This window comes from Bradyrhizobium sp. AZCC 1678, from assembly GCF_036924765.1.
GTDB lineage: Bacteria > Pseudomonadota > Alphaproteobacteria > Rhizobiales > Xanthobacteraceae > Bradyrhizobium > Bradyrhizobium algeriense.
Map to the genome: position 1 here is coordinate 5,374,089 of NZ_JAZHSE010000001.1, position 19,877 is coordinate 5,393,965.

21 protein-coding genes are annotated in these 19,877 nt (G+C 63.1%); 11 read left to right on the plus strand and 10 right to left on the minus strand.

Annotated elements, in window-relative coordinates; translation table 11 throughout:
• Nucleotides 1-45: 45 nt before the first annotated feature.
• Complete coding sequence (locus V1294_RS25725) at nucleotides 46-3,543, minus strand: indolepyruvate ferredoxin oxidoreductase family protein (protein WP_334501032.1); 3,498 nt, start codon at nucleotides 3,541-3,543, stop codon at nucleotides 46-48.
• A gap of 277 nt (nucleotides 3,544-3,820) precedes the next feature.
• Here V1294_RS25725 and V1294_RS25730 point away from each other — a divergent pair, with 277 nt between their 5' ends.
• Together V1294_RS25730 and V1294_RS25735 are read left to right on the plus strand one after the other, a co-directional pair.
• Nucleotides 3,821-5,032, plus strand: a complete 1,212-nt coding sequence (locus V1294_RS25730; protein WP_334504823.1) for a cytochrome c — start codon at nucleotides 3,821-3,823, stop codon at nucleotides 5,030-5,032.
• A gap of 202 nt (nucleotides 5,033-5,234) precedes the next feature.
• Nucleotides 5,235-5,672 (plus strand): hypothetical protein, encoded by a 438-nt coding sequence (locus tag V1294_RS25735; RefSeq protein WP_334479610.1) that lies wholly within the window; start codon nucleotides 5,235-5,237, stop codon nucleotides 5,670-5,672.
• A 174-nt stretch (nucleotides 5,673-5,846) separates the two neighbouring features.
• On the opposite strand, the gene V1294_RS25740 is transcribed toward V1294_RS25735, so the two are convergent.
• The gene (locus tag V1294_RS25740) at nucleotides 5,847-6,659 is read right to left on the minus strand and encodes an isocitrate lyase/PEP mutase family protein (protein ID WP_334501035.1); all 813 of its coding nucleotides are present in this window, start codon (nucleotides 6,657-6,659) and stop codon (nucleotides 5,847-5,849) included.
• Nucleotides 6,660-6,727: 68 nt separating this feature from the next.
• Entirely contained in the window at nucleotides 6,728-7,036 is a 309-nt protein-coding gene (locus V1294_RS25745; RefSeq protein WP_334501037.1) for an NIPSNAP family protein, read from the minus strand.
• A gap of 174 nt (nucleotides 7,037-7,210) precedes the next feature.
• Here V1294_RS25745 and V1294_RS25750 point away from each other — a divergent pair, with 174 nt between their 5' ends.
• From V1294_RS25750 to V1294_RS25760, 3 genes are all read left to right on the plus strand, one after another.
• The gene (locus tag V1294_RS25750; RefSeq protein ID WP_334385871.1) at nucleotides 7,211-7,909 is read left to right on the plus strand and encodes an ArsR/SmtB family transcription factor; all 699 of its coding nucleotides are present in this window, start codon (nucleotides 7,211-7,213) and stop codon (nucleotides 7,907-7,909) included.
• 296 nt (nucleotides 7,910-8,205) lie between these two features.
• Nucleotides 8,206-9,231, plus strand: coding sequence for an alpha/beta fold hydrolase (locus V1294_RS25755; protein WP_334479605.1), 1,026 nt, complete (start codon nucleotides 8,206-8,208; stop codon nucleotides 9,229-9,231).
• An 84-nt stretch (nucleotides 9,232-9,315) separates the two neighbouring features.
• The gene (locus V1294_RS25760; protein ID WP_108518213.1) at nucleotides 9,316-9,570 is read left to right on the plus strand and encodes a GCG_CRPN prefix-to-repeats domain-containing protein; all 255 of its coding nucleotides are present in this window, start codon (nucleotides 9,316-9,318) and stop codon (nucleotides 9,568-9,570) included.
• Nucleotides 9,571-9,738: 168 nt separating this feature from the next.
• Here V1294_RS25760 and V1294_RS25765 read toward each other — a convergent pair whose 3' ends face one another.
• Entirely contained in the window at nucleotides 9,739-10,101 is a 363-nt protein-coding gene (locus tag V1294_RS25765) for a twin-arginine translocation signal domain-containing protein (protein WP_334501039.1), read from the minus strand.
• Nucleotides 10,102-10,270: 169 nt separating this feature from the next.
• Here V1294_RS25765 and V1294_RS25770 point away from each other — a divergent pair, with 169 nt between their 5' ends.
• The gene (locus V1294_RS25770; protein ID WP_334501041.1) at nucleotides 10,271-10,789 is read left to right on the plus strand and encodes a hypothetical protein; all 519 of its coding nucleotides are present in this window, start codon (nucleotides 10,271-10,273) and stop codon (nucleotides 10,787-10,789) included.
• Nucleotides 10,790-10,900: 111 nt separating this feature from the next.
• Here the strand turns inward: V1294_RS25770 and V1294_RS25775 are convergent, their stop codons facing one another.
• The 5 genes from V1294_RS25775 to V1294_RS25795 form a co-directional block, all read right to left on the minus strand.
• Nucleotides 10,901-11,248 (minus strand): hypothetical protein, encoded by a 348-nt coding sequence (locus V1294_RS25775; protein ID WP_334501043.1) that lies wholly within the window; start codon nucleotides 11,246-11,248, stop codon nucleotides 10,901-10,903.
• A gap of 84 nt (nucleotides 11,249-11,332) precedes the next feature.
• Nucleotides 11,333-12,322, minus strand: a complete 990-nt coding sequence (locus V1294_RS25780) for a Bug family tripartite tricarboxylate transporter substrate binding protein (RefSeq protein WP_334501045.1) — start codon at nucleotides 12,320-12,322, stop codon at nucleotides 11,333-11,335.
• 212 nt (nucleotides 12,323-12,534) lie between these two features.
• Nucleotides 12,535-13,425, minus strand: coding sequence for a hypothetical protein (locus V1294_RS25785; RefSeq protein ID WP_334501047.1), 891 nt, complete (start codon nucleotides 13,423-13,425; stop codon nucleotides 12,535-12,537).
• Nucleotides 13,426-13,588: 163 nt separating this feature from the next.
• The gene (ftsZ, locus tag V1294_RS25790; RefSeq protein WP_334501049.1) at nucleotides 13,589-14,848 is read right to left on the minus strand and encodes a cell division protein FtsZ; all 1,260 of its coding nucleotides are present in this window, start codon (nucleotides 14,846-14,848) and stop codon (nucleotides 13,589-13,591) included.
• 51 nt (nucleotides 14,849-14,899) lie between these two features.
• Entirely contained in the window at nucleotides 14,900-15,397 is a 498-nt protein-coding gene (locus V1294_RS25795; protein ID WP_334479594.1) for a hypothetical protein, read from the minus strand.
• A 243-nt stretch (nucleotides 15,398-15,640) separates the two neighbouring features.
• Here V1294_RS25795 and V1294_RS25800 point away from each other — a divergent pair, with 243 nt between their 5' ends.
• The 4 genes from V1294_RS25800 to V1294_RS25815 all read left to right on the plus strand — a co-directional run bounded on the left by V1294_RS25800 (nucleotide 15,641) and on the right by V1294_RS25815 (nucleotide 17,786).
• Nucleotides 15,641-15,850: a hypothetical protein gene (locus V1294_RS25800; protein ID WP_334479593.1), complete on the plus strand. Its 210-nt coding sequence runs from the start codon at nucleotides 15,641-15,643 to the stop codon at nucleotides 15,848-15,850.
• Between the two features lie 145 nt (nucleotides 15,851-15,995).
• Nucleotides 15,996-16,346, plus strand: coding sequence for a cupin domain-containing protein (locus tag V1294_RS25805; RefSeq protein WP_334501051.1), 351 nt, complete (start codon nucleotides 15,996-15,998; stop codon nucleotides 16,344-16,346).
• 225 nt (nucleotides 16,347-16,571) lie between these two features.
• A complete protein-coding gene (locus V1294_RS25810; protein WP_334501053.1) occupies nucleotides 16,572-17,027 on the plus strand; it encodes a VOC family protein in 456 nt (151 codons plus the stop codon).
• Between the two features lie 228 nt (nucleotides 17,028-17,255).
• Nucleotides 17,256-17,786, plus strand: coding sequence for a hypothetical protein (locus V1294_RS25815; protein WP_334501055.1), 531 nt, complete (start codon nucleotides 17,256-17,258; stop codon nucleotides 17,784-17,786).
• 6 nt (nucleotides 17,787-17,792) lie between these two features.
• Here V1294_RS25815 and V1294_RS25820 read toward each other — a convergent pair whose 3' ends face one another.
• Nucleotides 17,793-19,325: an acyl-CoA carboxylase subunit beta gene (locus V1294_RS25820; RefSeq protein WP_334501057.1), complete on the minus strand. Its 1,533-nt coding sequence runs from the start codon at nucleotides 19,323-19,325 to the stop codon at nucleotides 17,793-17,795.
• Nucleotides 19,326-19,458: 133 nt separating this feature from the next.
• Here V1294_RS25820 and V1294_RS25825 point away from each other — a divergent pair, with 133 nt between their 5' ends.
• A complete protein-coding gene (locus tag V1294_RS25825) occupies nucleotides 19,459-19,872 on the plus strand; it encodes a DUF4260 domain-containing protein (protein ID WP_334479581.1) in 414 nt (137 codons plus the stop codon).
• Nucleotides 19,873-19,877: the final 5 nt, after the last annotated feature.

Consider the following 19,877-nt stretch of genomic DNA (forward strand, 5'->3'; position numbering starts at 1 on the left):
TGGTGGGCACGGCGCAAGTGCGCCTTTGCCCACCCTACGGCAGCCCTACTCCGCCGCGATCTGGCGTGGCGCGGGCGGCGGGTTGGCGAGATCGGCTGCCAACTGCGCGTAGCGGGCCTTGGCGTCCTGCACCGCCTTCTCCTTCACCGGGCCGTAGCCGCGGATGCGGTCGGGCAAGGACAGGAGTTCGACGGCAGTGTCGTGCGTTAACGGCGACAGCAGGCCGAGCACGGTGGCGACGTCTTTCTCGTAGCCTGCGATCAGGTCGCGCTCGAGCTTGCGGTCGGGGCTGTAGCCGAAGATGTCGAACGGCGTGCCGCGCAGGAAGCGCAGTTTTGCCAGCGTCCGGAATACCGGCATCATCCACGCGCCGAACGCGCGCTTCTTCGGGCGACCGAGTGCATCAAGGCCGCCGCCGAGAATGGGCGGCGCGAGATTGAAGTTGAATTTGAATTCGCCTTCGAACTGGTCACGGAGCTGCTTTTCGAAACGGCCATCGGTGAACAGCCGTGCGACTTCGTATTCGTCTTTGTAAGCGAGCAGCTTTGCGTAGTTGATCGCAACCGCCCGCGGCAGCGCTTCGCCATAGCCGCCATCGGTGGCCGCATCGCGCACGCGCTTCACCAGACCCCGATAGCGCTCGGCGAGCGCGGCATTTTGATATTCGGCGAGGTGCGCGCTGCGATGGGCGATGATTTCCTCCAGCGACATCGCATCCAGCGTCTTCGGCGCGACCGTCTCGTCCTGGCCCTTCATCATCGCCTCAAGCCGCGCCGGATCGGCAGCGGCGAGACGGCCGAGCTGGAAGGCCTGCGTGTTCATCTTGATCGAGACGCCGTTGACCTCGATCGCCTGCAGAATAGCCTTCGCCGACAGCGGCAGCAGACCCTTCTGATAGGCGTAGCCCAGCATCATGATGTTGGTGGCGATGGAGTCGCCGAGCAGCGCTTCGGCCGGCTTGGTGAAATCGTAGAACGACGAATCCTTGCGCAGCTCGGTCTCCAGCACGTGGTTGACCTTGCGGCTCTGGAAATTGAAATCGCGGTTGAGGATGAAATCGGCGGTCGGAATGACGTGGGTGTTGATGACGCCGACAGTGCGGCTGGCTTCGCAGAGCGTGATGGTGTCCTTCGCGGCCGCCACCACCTCGTCGGCGGCCATCAAGAGGTCGGCGGTGCCGGTGACGATGCGCGAACAGGTGACGTCGGCGGTGTGTTCCGACAGACGGACATGGCTCAGCACCGCGCCACCTTTTTGCGCGAGGCCGGACATGTCGAGGATCATGCTGGCCTTGCCTTCGATATGCGCGGCCATGCCGAGCAGCGCGCCGATGGTCAGTACGCCGGTGCCGCCGACGCCGCCGACGGCGATGTTGTAGGGCCGCTCCAGCGAGGGAAACGAGGCCGGCTCGGGCAGATCATCGAGGCTTGCGTCACCGAGGCTTGCCGGCGCGCGGCGGCGCGGCTTGCCGCCGTCGATGGTGACGAAGGACGGGCAAAAGCCCTTCAGACACGAATAGTCCTTGTTGCAGGTCGACTGGTTGATGGTGCGCTTGCGGCCCATCTCGGTTTCCAAAGGCTCCACCGAAATGCAGTTCGACTGCACAGAACAATCGCCGCAGCCTTCGCAGACGGCCGGATTGATCATGACGCGACGCGCCGGATCTTCCATCAGGCCGCGCTTGCGGCGGCGGCGCTTTTCGGCGGCGCAGGTCTGCACGAAGACGATCGCCGAGGTGCCCTTCAGCGTGCGGCAGGTTCTCTGGACAGTGTCGAGTTCGTCGCGATGCGCGACCTTGACGCCGGGGGCGATGTCGGAGGCCGGATAGGTGCCGGGATTTTCCGAAACGAGATAGATATTGCGGATGCCTTCCGAATGAAGCTGGAAGGTGATCTGCTGCGGCGACAATTCGCCGTCGACACGCTGGCCGCCGGTCATCGCGGTCGCATCGTTGTAGAGAAGCTTGTAGGTGATGTTGGCGCCTGACGCGATCGCCTGGCGGATCGCGAGGCTGCCGGAGTGGAAGTAAGTGCCGTCGCCGAGATTGGCGAATACGTGCTCTTCCTTGGTGAAGGGCGCGACGCCGACCCACGGCACGCCCTCGCCTCCCATATGGGTGTAGGTCTCGGTGTTGCGGTCCATCCACAGCGCCATGAAGTGGCAGCCGATGCCGGCAAAGGCACGGCTGCCTTCCGGCACCTTGGTCGACGAGTTGTGCGGGCAGCCCGAGCAGAAATAGGGTGTGCGGGTGACGGGGGCGACCGCCTGCATCTGGGTCGCCTGCCGGCCGTTGAACCAGTCGGCCTTGGCGCGGAGCATCGCGGCGATTTCGGGATTGAGATTAAGTCGAAGCAGGCGTTCGGTCAGTGAACTCGCTAGCGAGGCGACGCTAAGCTCGGCGGCGAAAGTGAGAAAACGCTTGTCGTGGTCGTCCATCTTGCCGACGATGCGGGGGCGGACGTCGTCGCGCCAGTTGAACAGTTCCTGCTTGACTTGATTTTCGACGATCTCGCGGCGCTCTTCGACGATGAAGATTTCCTCGAGGCCCACGGCAAAATTGCGAACGCCTTCCGGCTCCAGCGGCCAGGGCATGCCGATCTTGTAAAGCCGCAAGCCGATCTTGGCGGCAACTTCCTCGGTGATGCCGAGCTCGCGCAGCGCCTGACGGATGTCCTCGTAGCTCTTGCCTGACGCCATGATGCCGTAGCGGGCATTCGGCGAATCCATGGTGATGCGGTTGATCTTGTTGGCGCGCGCAAACGCAATCGCCGCATAGCCCTTGTAATCCTGCAGGCGCAGGTCCTGCGCATAGCGATCATCGGGCCAGCGCAGGTTGAGTCCACCCGGCGGCATCTCGAAATCGGTCGGGATCGCGAATGGGGTCATCTCGTCGGTGAGGTCGATCTCGGCGGTGGTCTCCACCGTCTCGGTGATCACCTTCATGCCGACCCAGCAGCCGGAGTAGCGCGACATCGCGATACCCAGCAGGCCCATCTCGATGATTTCATGGATGCTGGAGGGATAGAGATACGGCATCAGCGCGGAGATGAAGGCGTGGTCCGACTGATGCGGGACGGTCGAGGATTTGGCGCCATGGTCGTCGCCGGCGAGGCAGAGCACGCCGCCGTTTTTGGCCGAGCCTGCCGTATTGCCGTGTCTAAAGACGTCGCCGCAGCGGTCGACGCCGGGGCCTTTGCCGTACCAGATGCCCACCGCGCCATCATATTTGGCGCCGGGCGAAAGGTTGAGCTGCTGCGAACCCCAGATCGCGGTCGCCGCGAGATCCTCGTTCACGCCGGGCTGAAACTTGATGTTGTATTGTTCGAGGTGTTTTCGCGCGGCGAAGAGCTGCTGGTCGTAGCCGCCGAGCGGCGAGCCGCGGTAGCCGGAAATGAAGCCCGCGGTGTTCAGCCCCGCGGCGCGGTCGCGGCGGATCTGGGCCATCGGCAGGCGGACCAGCGCCTGGATGCCGGTCAGGAAGATGTGCCCTGTACCTTGGGTGTATTTCTGATCGAGACTGATCGGACCCTGGTTGATTCCCATTGCACCCTCTTGAGCCTGGATCGGGATGACTGTTTTTAGCTAGTCATCTGAGCTTGTTAGAACCAGTCTATGTCGGATTTTCTTGGCCACGCACTACAAATCTCGCCCCCAGCGCCGCGCTTTCAAAGATCGCAATTTCGTGCCGGGAATAACGGCGCAGCTTTTCGGTTTGTGTCGTCCGGGAGCCTCGGCGCGAAACGGCATGACATCCCTCCCCTGTCCGCTTTCGCGCTATAACGCCCCGGGAGGCCAGATGGTGCAGGGACCACGCCGGATGATGCGGACGATTCTCGCTGCCATGCTCTTGTGCACTGCGTTCGAGCGCGGCGAGGTCCATGCCCAATCTGAGCCAACTGCTGAGGATATCGCGCGCGGCAAGGCGCTGACGGAAGCCGGCGACTGCGCGAGCTGCCATACCGCCGATCCCGCAAAACCATTCGCCGGGGGCAAGCGGATCGATACCCCGTTCGGCGGCATCTACTCGTCCAATCTGACGCCGGATCGCGCGACGGGCTTGGGCGCCTGGAGCAATGACGATTTCTACCGCGCCTTGCGCTTCGGCGTGGCGCGCGACGGCTCGCGCTATTACCCGGCCTTCCCCTATCCGAATTTCACCAGGCTGACGCGCCAGGACATTTTCGCCATTCGCGCCTATCTGGCGACGCTGACGCCGGTGAGTAATGCGCCACGTGCGCCCGAGCTGCGCTTTCCGTTCAACTATCGCGTCGTAATGCGTGGCTGGAACTGGCTGTTCTTCAAGCCCGGCATTTTGATGCCCGACCAGCAAAAGAGCGCGGAGTGGAATCGCGGCCGCTATCTGGTCGAGGGCGTCGCACATTGCGGCGCCTGCCATACGCCGAAGAACATGTTTGGCGCCGACAGACGCGGCCAGAAGTATGGCGGCGGGCGGGTCGCGGGCATGTTCGCGCCGCGGCTGGACGGTGCTGAACGTAGCGGCCTGAAATCCTGGAGCGTGGAGGACATCACCGAGTATCTGCAGAGCGGCCGCAACGGCAGGAGCCATGCCGGCGAGCTGATGTCCGAGGTCGTGGTTAATTCGACCTCGAAGATGAGCGATGCGGATGTCAGAGCCATCGCGGTTTACCTGAAGGACCTGCCGGTGGGCGCGCCGGAACCGAAGGTCACCCCGCCCTCGCCGGCACAAATGGCAGAAGGCAAAAAACTCTATGACGGCGCCTGCATCGCCTGCCACGAAGAAGATGGCTCAGGTGCGCCGCGAATCTATCCGCCGCTGCCCGGCAACGCCAATATGCAGTCCGCCGATGCCACGAGCACGCTGCGCATCATCCTCGACGGCGCGGAAACCGTGACGACGCCGCGCGCGCCGAACAAGGGATCGATGCCGGCCTATGCCGCGAAGATGACCGATCAGCAGATTGCCGACGTGACGAACTACATCCGCAATGCCTGGGGCAATGCGGCACCGCTGGTGACGGCGGAACAGGTCGCGAAAGCGCGGCGCAAATGATCGTGTCCCGCGCACGCGGTGCGCCGCAGAGCCGGCACCCAAGCCGTGCCACGGACCCCTGGATCAGCAGCGCATCACGCCGCGAGCGCGGCGCTACCTCACATGGGAACTGAGGTTCCAACATTACGGGGTTGCAACATCGGCGCGGAACATCCGGGCGCGCCAGCCATTGTCTTCGGGATGCTAACGGAGGAACCCATTCATGGCTTACCAACCCAATCCGAACGATCCCTACCGCCCCGGCCTGAGCGATGAAGAAATCCGCCATCAGGCCCGCCTCAACAATCTCGACAATGAGTTGCAGGCCGATCCCGGCCTCGGTGAGGGTCCTCCCAGCGGCGCCAAGGTCGCCATGTTCGCCGTCGCCATCGCCGTGGTGCTGGGCGCCCTGTTCTATGGTCTCAACAATACGACTGTGAACCAGGCGGGTACCTCGCCGGAGAACCGGACCGCGCAGCAGACGCAGCCGGCTAACCCTGCGGCGCCTCCGGGCATGCGTGACGTAACGCCGCGCAGCAACGCCGATCCGGGTACGACCACGGGTGCGGCGACGAATCGCCCGACGCCGCCATCTCCGCCCAGCACGGACATGAACAAGTCGACCACGCCGCCTGCGGACAACGCGCCGGCCAAGCAGTAACGGTCATCATCCGAAACAACGCGCAGCGGGCCGACCGGCCCGCTGCTTTTTTGTGGCTCGTTGACTTTGGCGCTAGAGCCTTTTCCGTTCCGATAGAATCGGAACGGGGCTCTAGATTTTTGTTTTGACGCGTTTTCTTAACGCGAACCGGTTTCCACTTCGCTGGAAAACGCTCTAGCTGAACATCTTGTTGAGTTCGCCGCCGGGATAGCCGTTCGCGAATTCGGTGAACGTCCCCTGCTCCGCCATCTCCTTTGATGCCTTCATGAAGCCGGCCCATGCCATCCGCGCCAGCGAGGCGCCGACGCTGATCCGGCGCACGCCGAGATCGGAGGCCGCCTTCAGCGACGGGCCGGCCGCGCCGACCAGGAGATTGACGGGCTTTGGATGCACCGCCTTCACGACAGCCGAAATCTCTTCAGCCGTCGTGATGCCGGGCGCATAGAGGCAATCGGCGCCCGCCTCGGCATAGGCGGTGAGCCGGCCGATCACGAGCGTCAAATCCTTCTGCCCGCGCAAAAACGCCTCGCAGCGGCCGGTGAGCAAGACGCCGCTATTGTCGGCATCGATGGCTTTGCGCGCCGCGCTGATGCGATCGATCGCAAGCGCTCGATCGAACAGCGGTTTTGCGTTTTCTCCGGTAAAATCCTCGATCGAAAGGCCGGCCACGCCGGTTTTCACGGCGCGGGCGACGTTGACACCGACCTTGTCCGGTTCGTGGGCAAAGCCGTCCTCGAAGTCGGCATTAACAGGAATATCGACCGCGGCGCAGATCGCGGCCAGATGGTTGCAGACGTCGTCGACGGTGACGCGGTTGTCGGCCTTGGCAATCGTCCAGGCAAAGCCCGCGCTGGTGGAAGCCAGCGCCTTGAAGCCGAGATGCTGCAAGGCTACCGCGCTGCCGACATCAAAGGGATTGGGGATGATGAAGCATCCGCTCTCGTGCAATTTCCTGAACGCGGCGCGTTTGTCAGCAGGTGTCAGCATGGGTCGCTCCCCTCAATGTTTGTTGGCGCCGCGTAGATAGGAACGCAACGCCTGTTCTGCCAGACGCCTCACGCCACGACCTTGCGCAGGAAGGTCCGCTCCTCAGTGAGGATGAACTTGTTCTCCTCGGCGAAATTGAAATTGGCCATGCCCTCGCTGTCGGCGCGCAGCCGCGCCCGGTAGCTTTCATAGGCGGCGAGGCTCTCGAACGAGATCAGCGCAAACGCGATGTTGTTGGTGCCCTCATGCGGCATCCAGTAGCCGAGCAGGTCGCCGCCGCATTTCGGGATGATGGTGAGCCAGTTTTTTGAGTATTGCTCGAACTGAGCTCGCTTGAACGGATCGAGTTGGTAGCGGATGAAAACGGTGACGGTCATGAGGTTCTCCAATACTTCTGCACCGTCATTGCGAGGAGCGAAGCGACGAAGCAATCCATTCCTCCGCTTGTGGCGGCATGGATTGCTTCGCTTCGCTCGCAATGACGGAGCCTGGTGTTGCAGCCGTGACAATACCCGCTTGCCCGACGTCAATGCTTCGGCTATCATCGAACTATGAAAGCAGGCCCCGACATCGCCATGGTCGCCTCGCTCGTCGGCGATCCCGCGCGTTCCAACATGCTGACCGCGCTGATGACCGGCCGCGCGCTGACCGCGAGCGAGCTGGCGCACCAGGCCGGCATCACGCCGCAGACCGCGAGTTCGCATTTGGCGAAACTCGAAGCCGGCGGCCTGATCGAGCCGGAGAAACAGGGCCGTCACCGCTACTACCGCCTCACCGGCCCCGACGTCGCGCATGTGCTCGAAGGCCTTGCGGGCCTTGCCGAGCGCGCCGGTCACACCCGCGTGCGCACGGGGCCGAAGGAGCCGGCGCTGCGGCGGGCGCGGATCTGCTACGATCATCTCGCCGGCGATCTCGGCGTGCAGATGCTCGACAGCCTGCGCAAGCAGCGGCTGGTCCGGCAAACAAAACAGGACATCGAACTCACCGGCGAGGGCAAGCGCTTCATGGCCGAGGCGCTGCAGATCGACACGGAGGCGCTGGCCCATCCGCGCAGGCCGGTCTGCAAGGCATGCCTCGACTGGAGCGAACGCCGCCATCACCTCGCCGGCACGCTGGGGGCAGCCGTGATGAACCGGTTCACCGAACTCAACTGGGCAGCGCGCGATCCTGCGCCGGGCAGCCGCGTCGTGAATTTTACGCGCACCGGCGAAAAGCGGTTCGCCGCGCTGTTCGGCAGCGAGCCGGCCTAACGTTCCCGCCTGGAAGGAATTACGCCGGCTTGCCCTCGTGGTTCTCCCGGCGATTCGGAGCCTCGTCCGAAGACGGCGTGGAGCCTGTCATCACTTTGCGAGCGCAATTGCGCTCGTCATCACCTTGCGAGCGCAATTGCGCTCGTCATCGGGCCGCGCTACGCGCGGACCCGCTGGCGCCTCCTCACCATGAGGGTCGACCAGCTCATGCTCTCGCCAAAACGTGAAATGGAAAGTCTTTACACTGCGCGACGTCCGCATCAATACGCACCTGCCTTCAGAACAGGAGCCTTGGGATGCGACGAACATTTGTTGGTGTGCTGGCAGCCGCCTTGTCCGTACTGTCGCTGTTGCCTGCAATCGCAGCGGAAACTGAGCGACCCGCTCAACGCGAGCCCTACGGCATCGGGCTCGAGGGTTTTGCCTATCCCTACCCCGTCCACCTGTTGCCGCTGGTGAACGACGGCGAACAGGTGCGGATGGCCTATATGGACGTAGCTCCCGCGCAGCCGAACGGCCGCACCGTGGTGCTGCTGCATGGTCGCAATTTCCCATCGAGCTATTGGGCGCCGGTGATCAAGACGCTGAGCGATGCCGGCTATCGCGTGGTGGTGCCGGACCAGATCGGCTTCGGCAAATCCTCCAAGCCGCAAGGCGACCTGCATTTCGATACGCTGGCGCGCAACACGATCGCGCTGCTCGATCATCTCAACATCGCCAAGGCCGACATCGTGGCGCATTCGCTCGGCGGCATGCTCGGCGTGCGTATCGCGCGCGCCTGGCCCGACCGGATCGCGCATCTGGTGCTGACCGCTCCCATCGGCCTGGAGGATTATCGGCTCTACGTGCCGCCGACGCCGACCGAGAAGATCTTGGAGAACGAGGACAAACTCACCGCGGACGGCTATCGCAAGCAGCTCGAGACCAACTACGCGCTAAAGCTGCCGCCCGAACAGGTCACACCGTTCATCGACGCGCGTTTCAACATCAAGGGCAGCGCCGAATATCCGCGCTGGCTGCGCGCCTTCGTCAGCTCGGCGCAGATGATCTACCGCGAGCCCGTCGTGCACGAGATCCCGCTGATCACGCAGCCGACGCTGTTCGTGATGGGCGCCGACGATCACAACGCGCCGGGACGCGCGAATGCGCCGGAGGCGCTGCGCGCGAAAATGGGGCAGAACGCCGAGCTCGCCAAAGCGCTCGCCGCCAGGATGGCCAAGGGCCGGGCCGAGGTGGTGGCGAATACCGGCCATCTGGTATTTCTGGAGGCGCCGGCCAGATACAGCGAACTGGTGCTCGGATTTCTGGCCGTCGCCCCATGACAAATCACGACATTCATGTTCCATTCAGGTGTTCGTGACTAGGTTCCGACCGTGCCGCCTTGCGGCCAAGAACGGGAGAAAACATTGAAGTATCTTTTCGCAGCAGTTTTGGCCCTGGGCACCGTTGCCAGCTTCAGCGCGGCGGAAGCCGCAGGCGGATGCGGCCCCGGCTGGCATCGTGGCCCCTATGGCGGCTGCCAACCCAATCGGCGGGCCGTTGTGGTTCGTCCAGGCCCGGTCGTCGTGGTGCGGCCCGCAGCTCCGGTCGTCGTGGTGCGGCCCGGCCGCGGTTGCCCTTACGGCACCGTGTGGCGGTATGGACGCTGCCGCGCTTACTGACATTCCCAAAGTATGACAAAAGCCCCGCTCGCGCGGGGCTTTTTTATTCCTTGCAAGCCCGTTCCGATAAAATCGGAATGGCTTTCAATTTTTGATTTGACGCGTTTTCTTGACGCGAACCGGTCTCCACTTCGCGGGAAAACGCTCTGAACAATCCCTGACGGCGACTTACCAGTAGTAACGACGACGGCGCCAGTAGCGGCGGCGCCAACGACGGCGGCGATGCCAGCCCCAATACCTGCGACGCCAGCGGCGGCGGCGCCAACCCCAGTGCCGGCGACGCCAGCCCCAGCGCCGGCGGCCCCAGCCACGATGGCGGCCGCGGCCGCGGCCCCAGCGCACTTCTTCCGGCGAGAGGCGATCGACCTCCTCGCCCGACGTGACGGCGGGTTGAGCATCAGGATTAGCGGGCAGTTTGGCGTCGTCAGCGAGCGGCGCCGGCATCAGCGGCGCGGCCTGCGCGCTCGCTGCAAGCGCGACACCGCCCGCGGCAAATCCAAAGGCGAGTTTCAGAAAGTGGCGGCGTTCCATCACATCTCCTCCTCCGTCTGCTGGGTGCGAAGAAGAGAGTTTCAAGCTGCCTAGATGAACGCGCGGTGAACTGCGCGTTCAGCTTTGCGCGAACGAAGCCGATCCGGAATTATTTTCGTAGCGCTGCTACTCGCAGCGGAACATTTGTCGCCGCTGCGGCATTTCTGCATTGCTGGACGCCTACAAGAAAGCCGGCATTGCCCCGGGCGATGTGTTTGCGCAAAGTTTTAATCTCGCCGACGTGCTCTACTGGGTGAAGACCGAGCCGGCGTTCGGGGCGCAGGCGGTGTATCTCGAGGACCGCTACGAGAAGCAGGGTCTCGATCCCAATAAGCCCGACACCTGGAAACCCTCGATGGCGGAATTGAAGGCGCAAGGCGTCGCGATCCTCGGCCCGCCGATCTGGACCATGCTGACGCTGAACGACAAGCGCGAGATCGTCCCCTCCGAATACGCCAAGGCCGCGAAGGCCGCCGGGCTCGACCTGATCGGCTGGTCGCTGGAGCGCGACGGCCCGCTGCACAAGGGCGGCGGCTTCTATCACAAATCGATCAAATCAGTCGTCGATCGCGACGGCGATACGCTGACGGTGCTGGACGTGCTGGCAAAGCAGGTCGGCGTGCGCGGCATGTTCTCGGACTGGCCGGCGACGACGACGTTCTATGCGAGTTGCACCGGGATGAAGTGAGGGGCTTCGTAGGGGCAAAGGCGCATATGCGCCGTGCCCACCATCTCTGTGAGGCAGCAAAAGCGGTGGGCACGCTTCGCTTTGCCCTACGCACTGCCTTTGCGAGGCACGTCAACTCAGTTTCATGGGGCTATCCCCGACCACCCGGAGATCGATCCTGCCGATCAGATCCGAACGGAGCGCCTCGGCGGCGCCGATGGCGTCCGTCGTCTGTCGCAACGTACTGACATTCGATCCGAGCGACACGATTCCACCCAGCACCGCGGCGATCGACCCGAGGGCAACGACCTGACTGGACCCGAACAGGCCGAGCATCATGACGAGCAGCAAGGCTGCGCCGCCGGCGATGGCCACCTTGGAAAACAGAATGATCTTTCGGCATCGCTCCGAGACTTCGGCAAGCTCCTCGAGCCGCTCCTCGATGAGCGAAATCTCGTCTGTCGGGTCGTCCTCAGCCATCACATTCAAGATCGAGCACCAAGTGCGGTTTCGTAGGGTGGTTAGCGTAAGCGTACCCACCCTACCCGCTGATCGGCTTTCGCGCTAGGCGGGCTCCAGGCCGAGCGCCTGCGCGCTCTCGATCCAGGTCGGCAATTCACGCTGATACAGGGCGTTGCTTTCCTTGAAGCCGAGCGCCGGATCCAGCACGAAGGTAGAGAGAACTTCCTTCACCTTGGGATCGCCATTGGCCGCCACGCACAGTTCCGACAGCCGATCGACGATCGGTTGCGGGGTCGCCTTTGGCAACGCCCAGCCGGTGAAGCCGCTTACCGTGAAGAACTTCGATGTCGCGCCTTGCTCAGGCAAGGTCTTGATATCAGGGATCGCGGCGACCTTCTTCGAATGCACCGCGAACACAACGCCTTTATTGCCTTGCAGGACGGTTTGGGCTGCCGTGTAGCTGCCCATCGCGACATCGAGCGTGCCGTCCAGCAGCCCCGTCCACATCGGCGCTTCGCCCCGGTAGTGGATCGGTTCGATCTTGAGATCATACTGCTTGTTGAGTTCGTTGATCGTCATGTGCGGCACCGAGCCCGCGCTGTAGGTGCCGAAGTTCACTTGCCCCTTCTTGCGCGCGAACGCGACGAAATCGTCCAGCGTCTTGACGCCGGACGCCAGGCTCGCGACCAGCGGCAGCCCGGCGCCCGGGATGATGCTGACGAGGGTCAGGTCTCTATCCATGTCGTAGCCGGGATTCTTCATCATGACCCGGTTCATCACATAGGTCGTCGAGATGGAGCACAGGATGGTGTGGCCATCCGGCGCCGCGCGCGCGACTTCCGCCGCACCGATCGAGCCGGAGGCGCCCGCCTTGTTTTCGACGACGACGGTCTGCCTCACCTGCCTGGTGATGAAATCGCCGAAGGCGCGCGCCAGCAGGTCGGTCTGCCCGCCGGCCGGGTAGCTGCAGACCATGCGGATATTGCGCGACGGCCACGCGGCTTGCGCCGAGGCGCTGCGCGAGAGGAAAGGCATCGCGGCGGCTGCCGTGCCGGCAGCGATGAAGTGACGGCGATTGATTCTCACTGACATTGATTCCTCCCTGATTTTTCAGGGAGCGTAGCGCATCGTCCGGCTACCGCCACATGCCAAGGCCGGGACAGATTGGCGCACTTAACGAAATTCGCGTTAGGCGCGCCAACCAATGAATGGTATTTGCGACGGCTATATTCCGAGCGCTGGAAAATATTGCGATCAGCGAGAGAGGCGACACAGCCTTCGGTGGACGACGGCGCCTCTGAAAACTACTGTTGTCGGGCCTGCAACTGCACTGGCGCCCGCGCTTGCGCCCTCGCTTGCTTCGGCGGAAGCGTCGACACGGGCTTGCGCGCAGCGTTGGCAACTCGCCGTGGCGGATTGGCTGATGTAGCAGCAGGTGTCGCGGCAGATGCCGGCACTGATGTCCTGAGCCGCAGATTCTGCTCGGAGGCGCTGGAGATCGCGCGCGCCATTTGTTCCTGGTGTTCTTGGCTCGCCTTGAGCTGTTCGGCAGTCCTGGCATTTTCGCGGGCCAATGCTTCCTGGGCGGCCTTGAGCTGCCCGATCTCCTGCTGCACGCTTGCGAGATCACGCGCCATCGTTTGGAGCGACTGCGTCACCTCGGGTGGGATCGCGGCGGGTGCCGCGTCTTGCGGCGCGGTCTGAGCCGCAGGTGACAATTGCGAAATGGCCGCGTCCGCCGCAGCCACCTGAACGGGTGGCGGGCTCTGCTGGGCGGCAAGCTCCGGTGTTGCCGACGGCAACGACGAAGCCAGTTGCGGCGCCCACCGGGAGATCATCTGCCTGGCCGTCTCGCCATAGGACTGCGAAGCGAAAGCGGCAAAACAGATGCCCGCCGTCAGCAGCAGGCCCATGAAGCCGCGCAGCGCCGGCCTGCCACGCGACGGCCGACGAAGCTTGCTCACGGCCTGCTTCCGCGCGGCATCGTCCTCCATCCTGGAAATCTGTTCATTGACACGCGCGAGTTGCTCATCCGCGCTGGCGATCTGCTCATAAGCATGTGCGAGCCGTTCATCGGCGCGCGCGACCAGCTCCAAGTCTTGCGTGGACAATCCTTGCGTGGACAGTCCCGGACTAACATCGCCCGGACTGACATTGCGAGAATCGGTTTGCTTGGTGTTCGCCGAGGACTCCATAGGCGCCTCCTCCCAGTTTTGCCGTCAACTGAACGGGCGATCGTCGGATTGTGGACACTCCCTACCGCCGTTTTGACCAAAGCAAGGCTGGAGGATGGAAAGTATAGGGCAACAGCCCTTCAGGAACCGCCTGGGAGAAGACCAGGGCCCGCGGCAGCACGGCTCAGTTCGCCTTGCGGCTCAGGAAGGCCGGGATATCGAGGACCTTTTCCTCGACCGGGTTGCGTACGGGCGCGGCGCGGCCGAACGGATCGAGGCGCTGCGGCGCCGCCGGCCGCGCATGTTCCGCGACCGGCCTTACCGGTCGCACTTCGGGGTGGCGGGCCACCGGGAGCATCGACGGATTCTCAAATCGCGGTGGCGATACACTGCGCTCGATCCGCTCTGCGGTTCGGCGCCTGTCGTTGCTCAGCCGGCTGGCGAGGTCCGTCAGTGAGCTTTCCGCCGGCTGGCGCTCGCGCGCCGCGCCGAGATTATCGATGCCGGTCGCCACCACCGAGACGCGGACGACGCCGTCGAGGCTGGCATCGAAGGTGGCGCCCACGATGATGTTGGCGTCCGGATCGGCCTCGTCGCGGATGCGGGTGGCGGCCTCGTCAACCTCGAACAGCGTCAGGTCCCTGCCGCCGGTGATGGAGACGATCAGGCCGCTGGCGCGCTTGATCGAGGGATCCTCGATCAACGGATTGGAAATCGCGGCCACCGCGGCGTTGAGCACGCGCTTGTCGCCGGAAGCCTCGCCCCTGCCCATCATGGCCTTGCCCTTCTCGCGCATGACCGAGAGAACGTCGGCAAAATCGAGATTGATCAGGCCTTCCTTGACGATGAGGTCGCTGATGCAGGCGACGCCCGAATAGAGCACCTGATCGGCCATCGCGAAGGCATCCGAAAATGTGGTCTTCTCGTTTGCGACCCGGAACAGGTTCTGGTTCGGGATGATCAAGAGGGTGTCCACCTCCTTCAGCAGTTCCGCGATGCCGGCTTCGGCGTAACGCATGCGGCGCTGGCCTTCGAACTGAAATGGCTTGGTGACGACACCGATGGTGAGGATACCGAGTTCGCGCGCGGTCCTGGCGATAATGGGGGCGGCCCCCGTGCCGGTGCCGCCGCCCATGCCGGCGGTGACGAACACCATGTGCGCGCCGTTCAATTGCTCGCGGACCACCTCGATGGCCTCTTCCGCTGCCGCGCGCCCGATGTCGGGCTGCGCGCCGGCGCCAAGACCGCCGGTTACCTGCCTGCCCATCTGGATGACGCGCCCGGCCTTCGAACTGGTGAGCGCCTGGGCATCGGTATTGGCAACGATGAAGTCGACGCCTTCGAGCCCGGCCTCGATCATGTTGTTGACGGCATTGCCACCGGCGCCGCCGACCCCGCATACAATAATGCGCGCCTTCAACTCGCGGATATCAGTGCTAGACATTCTTGCCCCACGATTGCTCCGCGACGCTGCGGAATGAGAAGACTGGGATAGCTACCCACGTGCCGCCTTGCGGTCTGATTCCACCAGGGTCGCGGCGAGCTGCCCCAGCCGGCGTTCCGTCTTGTCGATCGAGCTGTCGGTTCGGGCACGGGCCCGCAGGACTGCCACCTCCCCCTCAAGCCGCGCAGCCGCCTCTCGGGCGGCCGTGGTCTCGGCAGCCGCATGCAGCAGCTCGGTCACCAGGCGTTCCGCGCGCTCGCGTTCGCGCTCGAAATCGGCGCGGTGACCGGCGGCCATTGCTTCGAGCTGCACGATCTCGGCCTGCAGTGCCACGACCTTGGCCGTCAGCTGGGCGACGGCGCCTGCCTGGCGACGGCCCGGCGGCTGTGGCGTGTGCCTTATTTCGGCGAGATCAACGCTCACCAGCGCCTTGCCGTCGTCCGACAGCGAGCGCGGCAGCCGGAGCCGCCTGGCAAGCGAACGGGCGGCCACGGGCGAGATGTTCAGGCGGGCGCCGAGGGCGTCATAGGTCAGAGTCTCAACGGACATCGGCTGTTCTCCCCGAACGAACCGGGCGGTAATCCGCTAGTGGTAACAGGCAATGACCGCAGGCTAGGCCGGCATGGTTAACAGAGGGTTAACGGAGCGAGCGGCGCGCCGCCGATGCGGGGCCTGCCGCGGCAGCCGTGACCATCTGACCTCGCTCGCGGGCGGCGATTGAGCGCGTCGAAAGCTGGCGCGGGATCAACAGGTTGCGGTATATTTGGGGATAGCGGCTGAGGCGCGATGCCCATGGACGACGAACAACTCGCTGACCTGCACAGATTCCTTGCCGAGTACCATCGAAAGCTCGCCAAGGACGCCGTGCTCGACGTCGTGCAACAATATCACTCCGACCTCGCGCAGCGACTCGCGGACGAGGCCGCGCTGATACCGAGGCGAACGGCGATCGCGCAGCGCCTTCGGGACGGCGAGCAGCAGAAGAAGAACAATCTGGAGTGATGAGGCGCGGCGCGGCAGTCTCAGCTTCATAGGATGGATAGAGCGGAAGTGAAACCCATCCTACTGCCCATTTCGTGAAGGCCAGCGCAAGGCTATCATCGCGCATCACCACGCGTTGGGGGCGGATGATCCGAGGAAGGCCGTCATGAACCAGCCGCAGCCAGTCAAGGACGCCAGTCCGCTGTACGAAGTCGAGCGTCGCGCCGAGCACGCCGCGCGCCCCGGCTTTCGCATTACGGAGTTGCAGCTCTCCGCAACCCAGAAGGTGCCGTGGCACACCCACACCAATGTGTCAGATACGTTTTACGTCCTGGAAGGCCAGATGCGGCTGTTCCTGCAGGATCCGAAAGAGGAAGTGAATTTGCAGCCCGGCGAAGTCTATGTCGTCAAACCTGCGCGACCGCATCTGGTGACCAACGGCGGCACGACGTCGCTCACCTTCCTGGTTCTGCAAGGGGTCGGCGAATACGATTTTGTTCCGCTGGTGTCGCGTTAGGCCGAGCATGATGTCGAGGAATGCTCCGCGCGATCTGCAGAAGCGTGCGCCTGCGCGCGCACGCAAAACCATCGCGTCATCGTGATCACGCGGAACCCGCGACCCCGCCGTCGCCGCAATGAGCCCGTCACACTTTCTACAAACAACCGCGTGAAAATCCAAAGGAACAAGGGGGAATGTTGGGTCGTTCTGCTGCAGGCGTCATCCAAACCAGAGGAGACAGCTATGGCAACCAAGGTAAAACCCGTTCCTGAAGGATATCACACCCTCACGCCTTATCTCGTCGTCGACGGCGCGGAAAGGATCATCCAGTTCATGAAGAGCGCATTCGGCGCACAATTCGTGTTCGAGCCGATGATGCGGCCCGACGGCAAGATCATGCACGCGGAGCTCAAGATCGGCGATTCCGTCGTGATGATTTCCGATTCTTCCGAGCGCGCAAAGGCCACCTCGGCCATGCTGCACCTCTACGTGCCCAATGTGGATGCGGTTTACCAGATGGCGCTGAAGGCCGGCGGCACGTCAGTGATGGAGCCTTCGGACATGTTCTATGGCGACCGCAGCGGCGGCGTGACGGACCCGGCCGGCAATCACTGGCACATCGGCACCCACGTCGAGGACGTTTCGCCTGCCGAGCTCAAGAAGCGCGCGACGGAATTCATGAAGCAGCAGGCAGCCTAGCGCCCCTCGCTGTAGAACAATGCGGGGCGGGTTAGCTTGTCCGCTGAAGCTCGGAAGAGTGAAGGCGGAAGCGTGGCCCGCCCTACCTACCGATGCTGTCAGAGTGGGTGCGGCTTCGCCTAACCCATCCTATGAACTAATCTGCCTCCTCGCTTATTTTCGGTCGAACGCGTGGTACCTTGCGCAACGCTGGGCGCAGTGCCCTGTCGCGCGACTAGGGACAGAACGATGCGATCGACCTTTCAACTAAATACTGCGGCCGACTATTGGCTTGAGATGGTTGTTCCAGATTGCAGCGAATATTTTGCCAACAATGAAAGCCTACGCTGTGCGCTCCACGCCGCAATCTCGCTCTTTCACATGTCCGATTGGGTATTTCACACTCACGAAGCTGCCGTCAAAACTAGCTTTACATTCATAGACCGCAACGGAACCGCTCTTCCGGTTTACGATCCCGCTAGTTTCGCAACAGCATTAGAACAGCAATTTTCAGATTTTGGTCTGATTCGGGGCATTGCCCACGCTGCGAAACATCTCAAGTTGAACAATGTTAGGCCAATCCCAAACGCGCCCAGTCACGCAGCAAACACTGCGGTTCACGGGCCTACCTTTGCACCGAACGTTTTCGCCCCTGGTGTATTCGATACCCGTCGAAGAGTTATGTTAGCTGGCGCTAACGGCAGCGACGTTCAGTTCGAGAAAATCGTGCGAGCGGTTTACGCGATGTGGACATCATTGAAGTCAACACATGGATGGTAAGTTTCATCACAACGGCAAATTGTCGTGCTTCTTCGCCGGCATCTCGACCTTCTTGTCTTTCAGCATCGCCAGCGCGCGCGCGATCCGCTTCCTTGTCGAGTGCGGCATGATGACGTCGTCGATGTAGCCGCGTTCGGCCGCGATGAAGGGGGACAGGAAGCGGTCTTCGTATTCCTTGGTGCGTTTGGCGATCGCATCAGGGTCGTTCATATCGGCACGGAAGATGATTTCCACCGCGCCCTTGGCGCCCATCACGGCGATCTGGGCGGTCGGCCAGGCGTAGTTCATGTCGGCGCCGATTTCTTTGGACGCCATCACGTCGAACGCGCCGCCATAGGCTTTGCGGGTGATTATGGTGACGAGCGGCACCGTGCATTGCGAGTAGGCGAACAGCAGTTTCGCGCCGTGCTTGATCAGGCCGCCATACTCTTGAGCTGTGCCCGGCAGGAAGCCCGGCACGTCGACGAACGTCACGATCGGGATGTTGAAGGCGTCACAGAAGCGGACGAAGCGCGCGGCTTTCCGTGAAGCATCAGAGTCGAGCACGCCCGCCAGCACCATCGGCTGGTTGGCGACGAAGCCCACCGTGCGACCGGCGATGCGGCCAAAACCAGTGACGATGTTCCGGGCAAAGGTTTCCGAGATTTCGAAGAAGTCGCCCTCGTCCACGACCTTACTGATCAGCTCCTTCATGTCATAGGGCTTGTTCGGATTGTCGGGGATCAGCGTATCCAGCGACATGTCCACGCGCTCGATGTCGTCAAAGCTCGGCCATTCCGGCACGCCGTCGGTGTTATTGGACGGCAGGAAATCGATCAGCCGGCGCATCTGCAAGAGGGTCTCGACGTCGTTCTCGAACGCGCCGTCCGCAATCGAGGAGCGCGTGGCGTGCACCGAGGCGCCGCCGAGTTCTTCGGCCGTGACCACCTCGTTGGTGACGGTCTTCACCACGTCGGGGCCGGTCACGAACATGTAAGAGGTGTTCTTCACCATGAAGATGAAGTCGGTCATGGCCGGCGAGTAGACGTCGCCGCCGGCGCACGGGCCCATGATGACTGAAATCTGCGGGATCACGCCCGAGGCGATGACGTTGCGGCGGAACACGTAGGAATAGCCCGCGAGCGCCGCCACGCCCTCCTGGATGCGCGCGCCGCCGGCGTCATAGAGGCCGATGATCGGCGCCCTCGCCTTCATCGCCATGTCCTGAAGCTTTGTGATCTTCAGCGCGTGGGTTTCCGACAGCGAGCCGCCGAACACGGTAAAGTCCTTGGCGAACACAAAGGTCTTGCGGCCATTGACGGTGCCCCAGCCGGTGACGACGCCGTCGCCCGGCACTTTTGACTTCTCCATGCCGAATTCGGTCGAGCGGTGCTCGACGAACATGTCGAATTCCTCGAACGAACCCTTGTCGAGCAGCAGCTCGATGCGCTCCCGCGCGGTCAATTTTCCGCGGGCGTGCTGCGCCTCGATGCGCTTTTCGCCGCCGCCGAGCTTGGCGCCGGCGCGCCGTTCTTCGAGGGTGTCCAGGATGTCCTTCATGCTGCTTCCGCCCGCCTTTGGTGCCGATTTAAGGGCCTTCTAACACGGCATTTTCCGATCCGGAAACACCCTTCCGGCCTCTGGTACCGCCGCCCGGCGAACCCTATATCCGCATCCTGATCAGGGGAACGGAATGACCGATACTGCTAGCGCCGACACCTCAGGCGCCGTCACCGGGGGCGTGCGCACGGTGCTCCGGCTGGAAGGATTAGCGCTCTTTATCGGCATGACGCTGCTTTATTATATCTGGGACGGCGACTGGTGGGTTTATGCCATCCTGTTCTTCGCGCCGGACCTCAGCTTTGCGGCCTACCTGTCGGGACCGCGTTTTGGCGCACTCATCTACAACACCGTGCACAGCTACCTCGCGCCTGTCGCGATCATGACGACCGGATTTGCCACCGCCTCGCCGCTCATTCTCTCGATCGCCATGATCTGGCTGGCCCATATCGGCTTCGACCGCGCGCTCGGCTACGGCCTGAAATATACCAGCGGTTTTGGCTTCACCCATATGGGGCGGATCGGGAAGCCGACCATCAAGGCTTAGGCCGG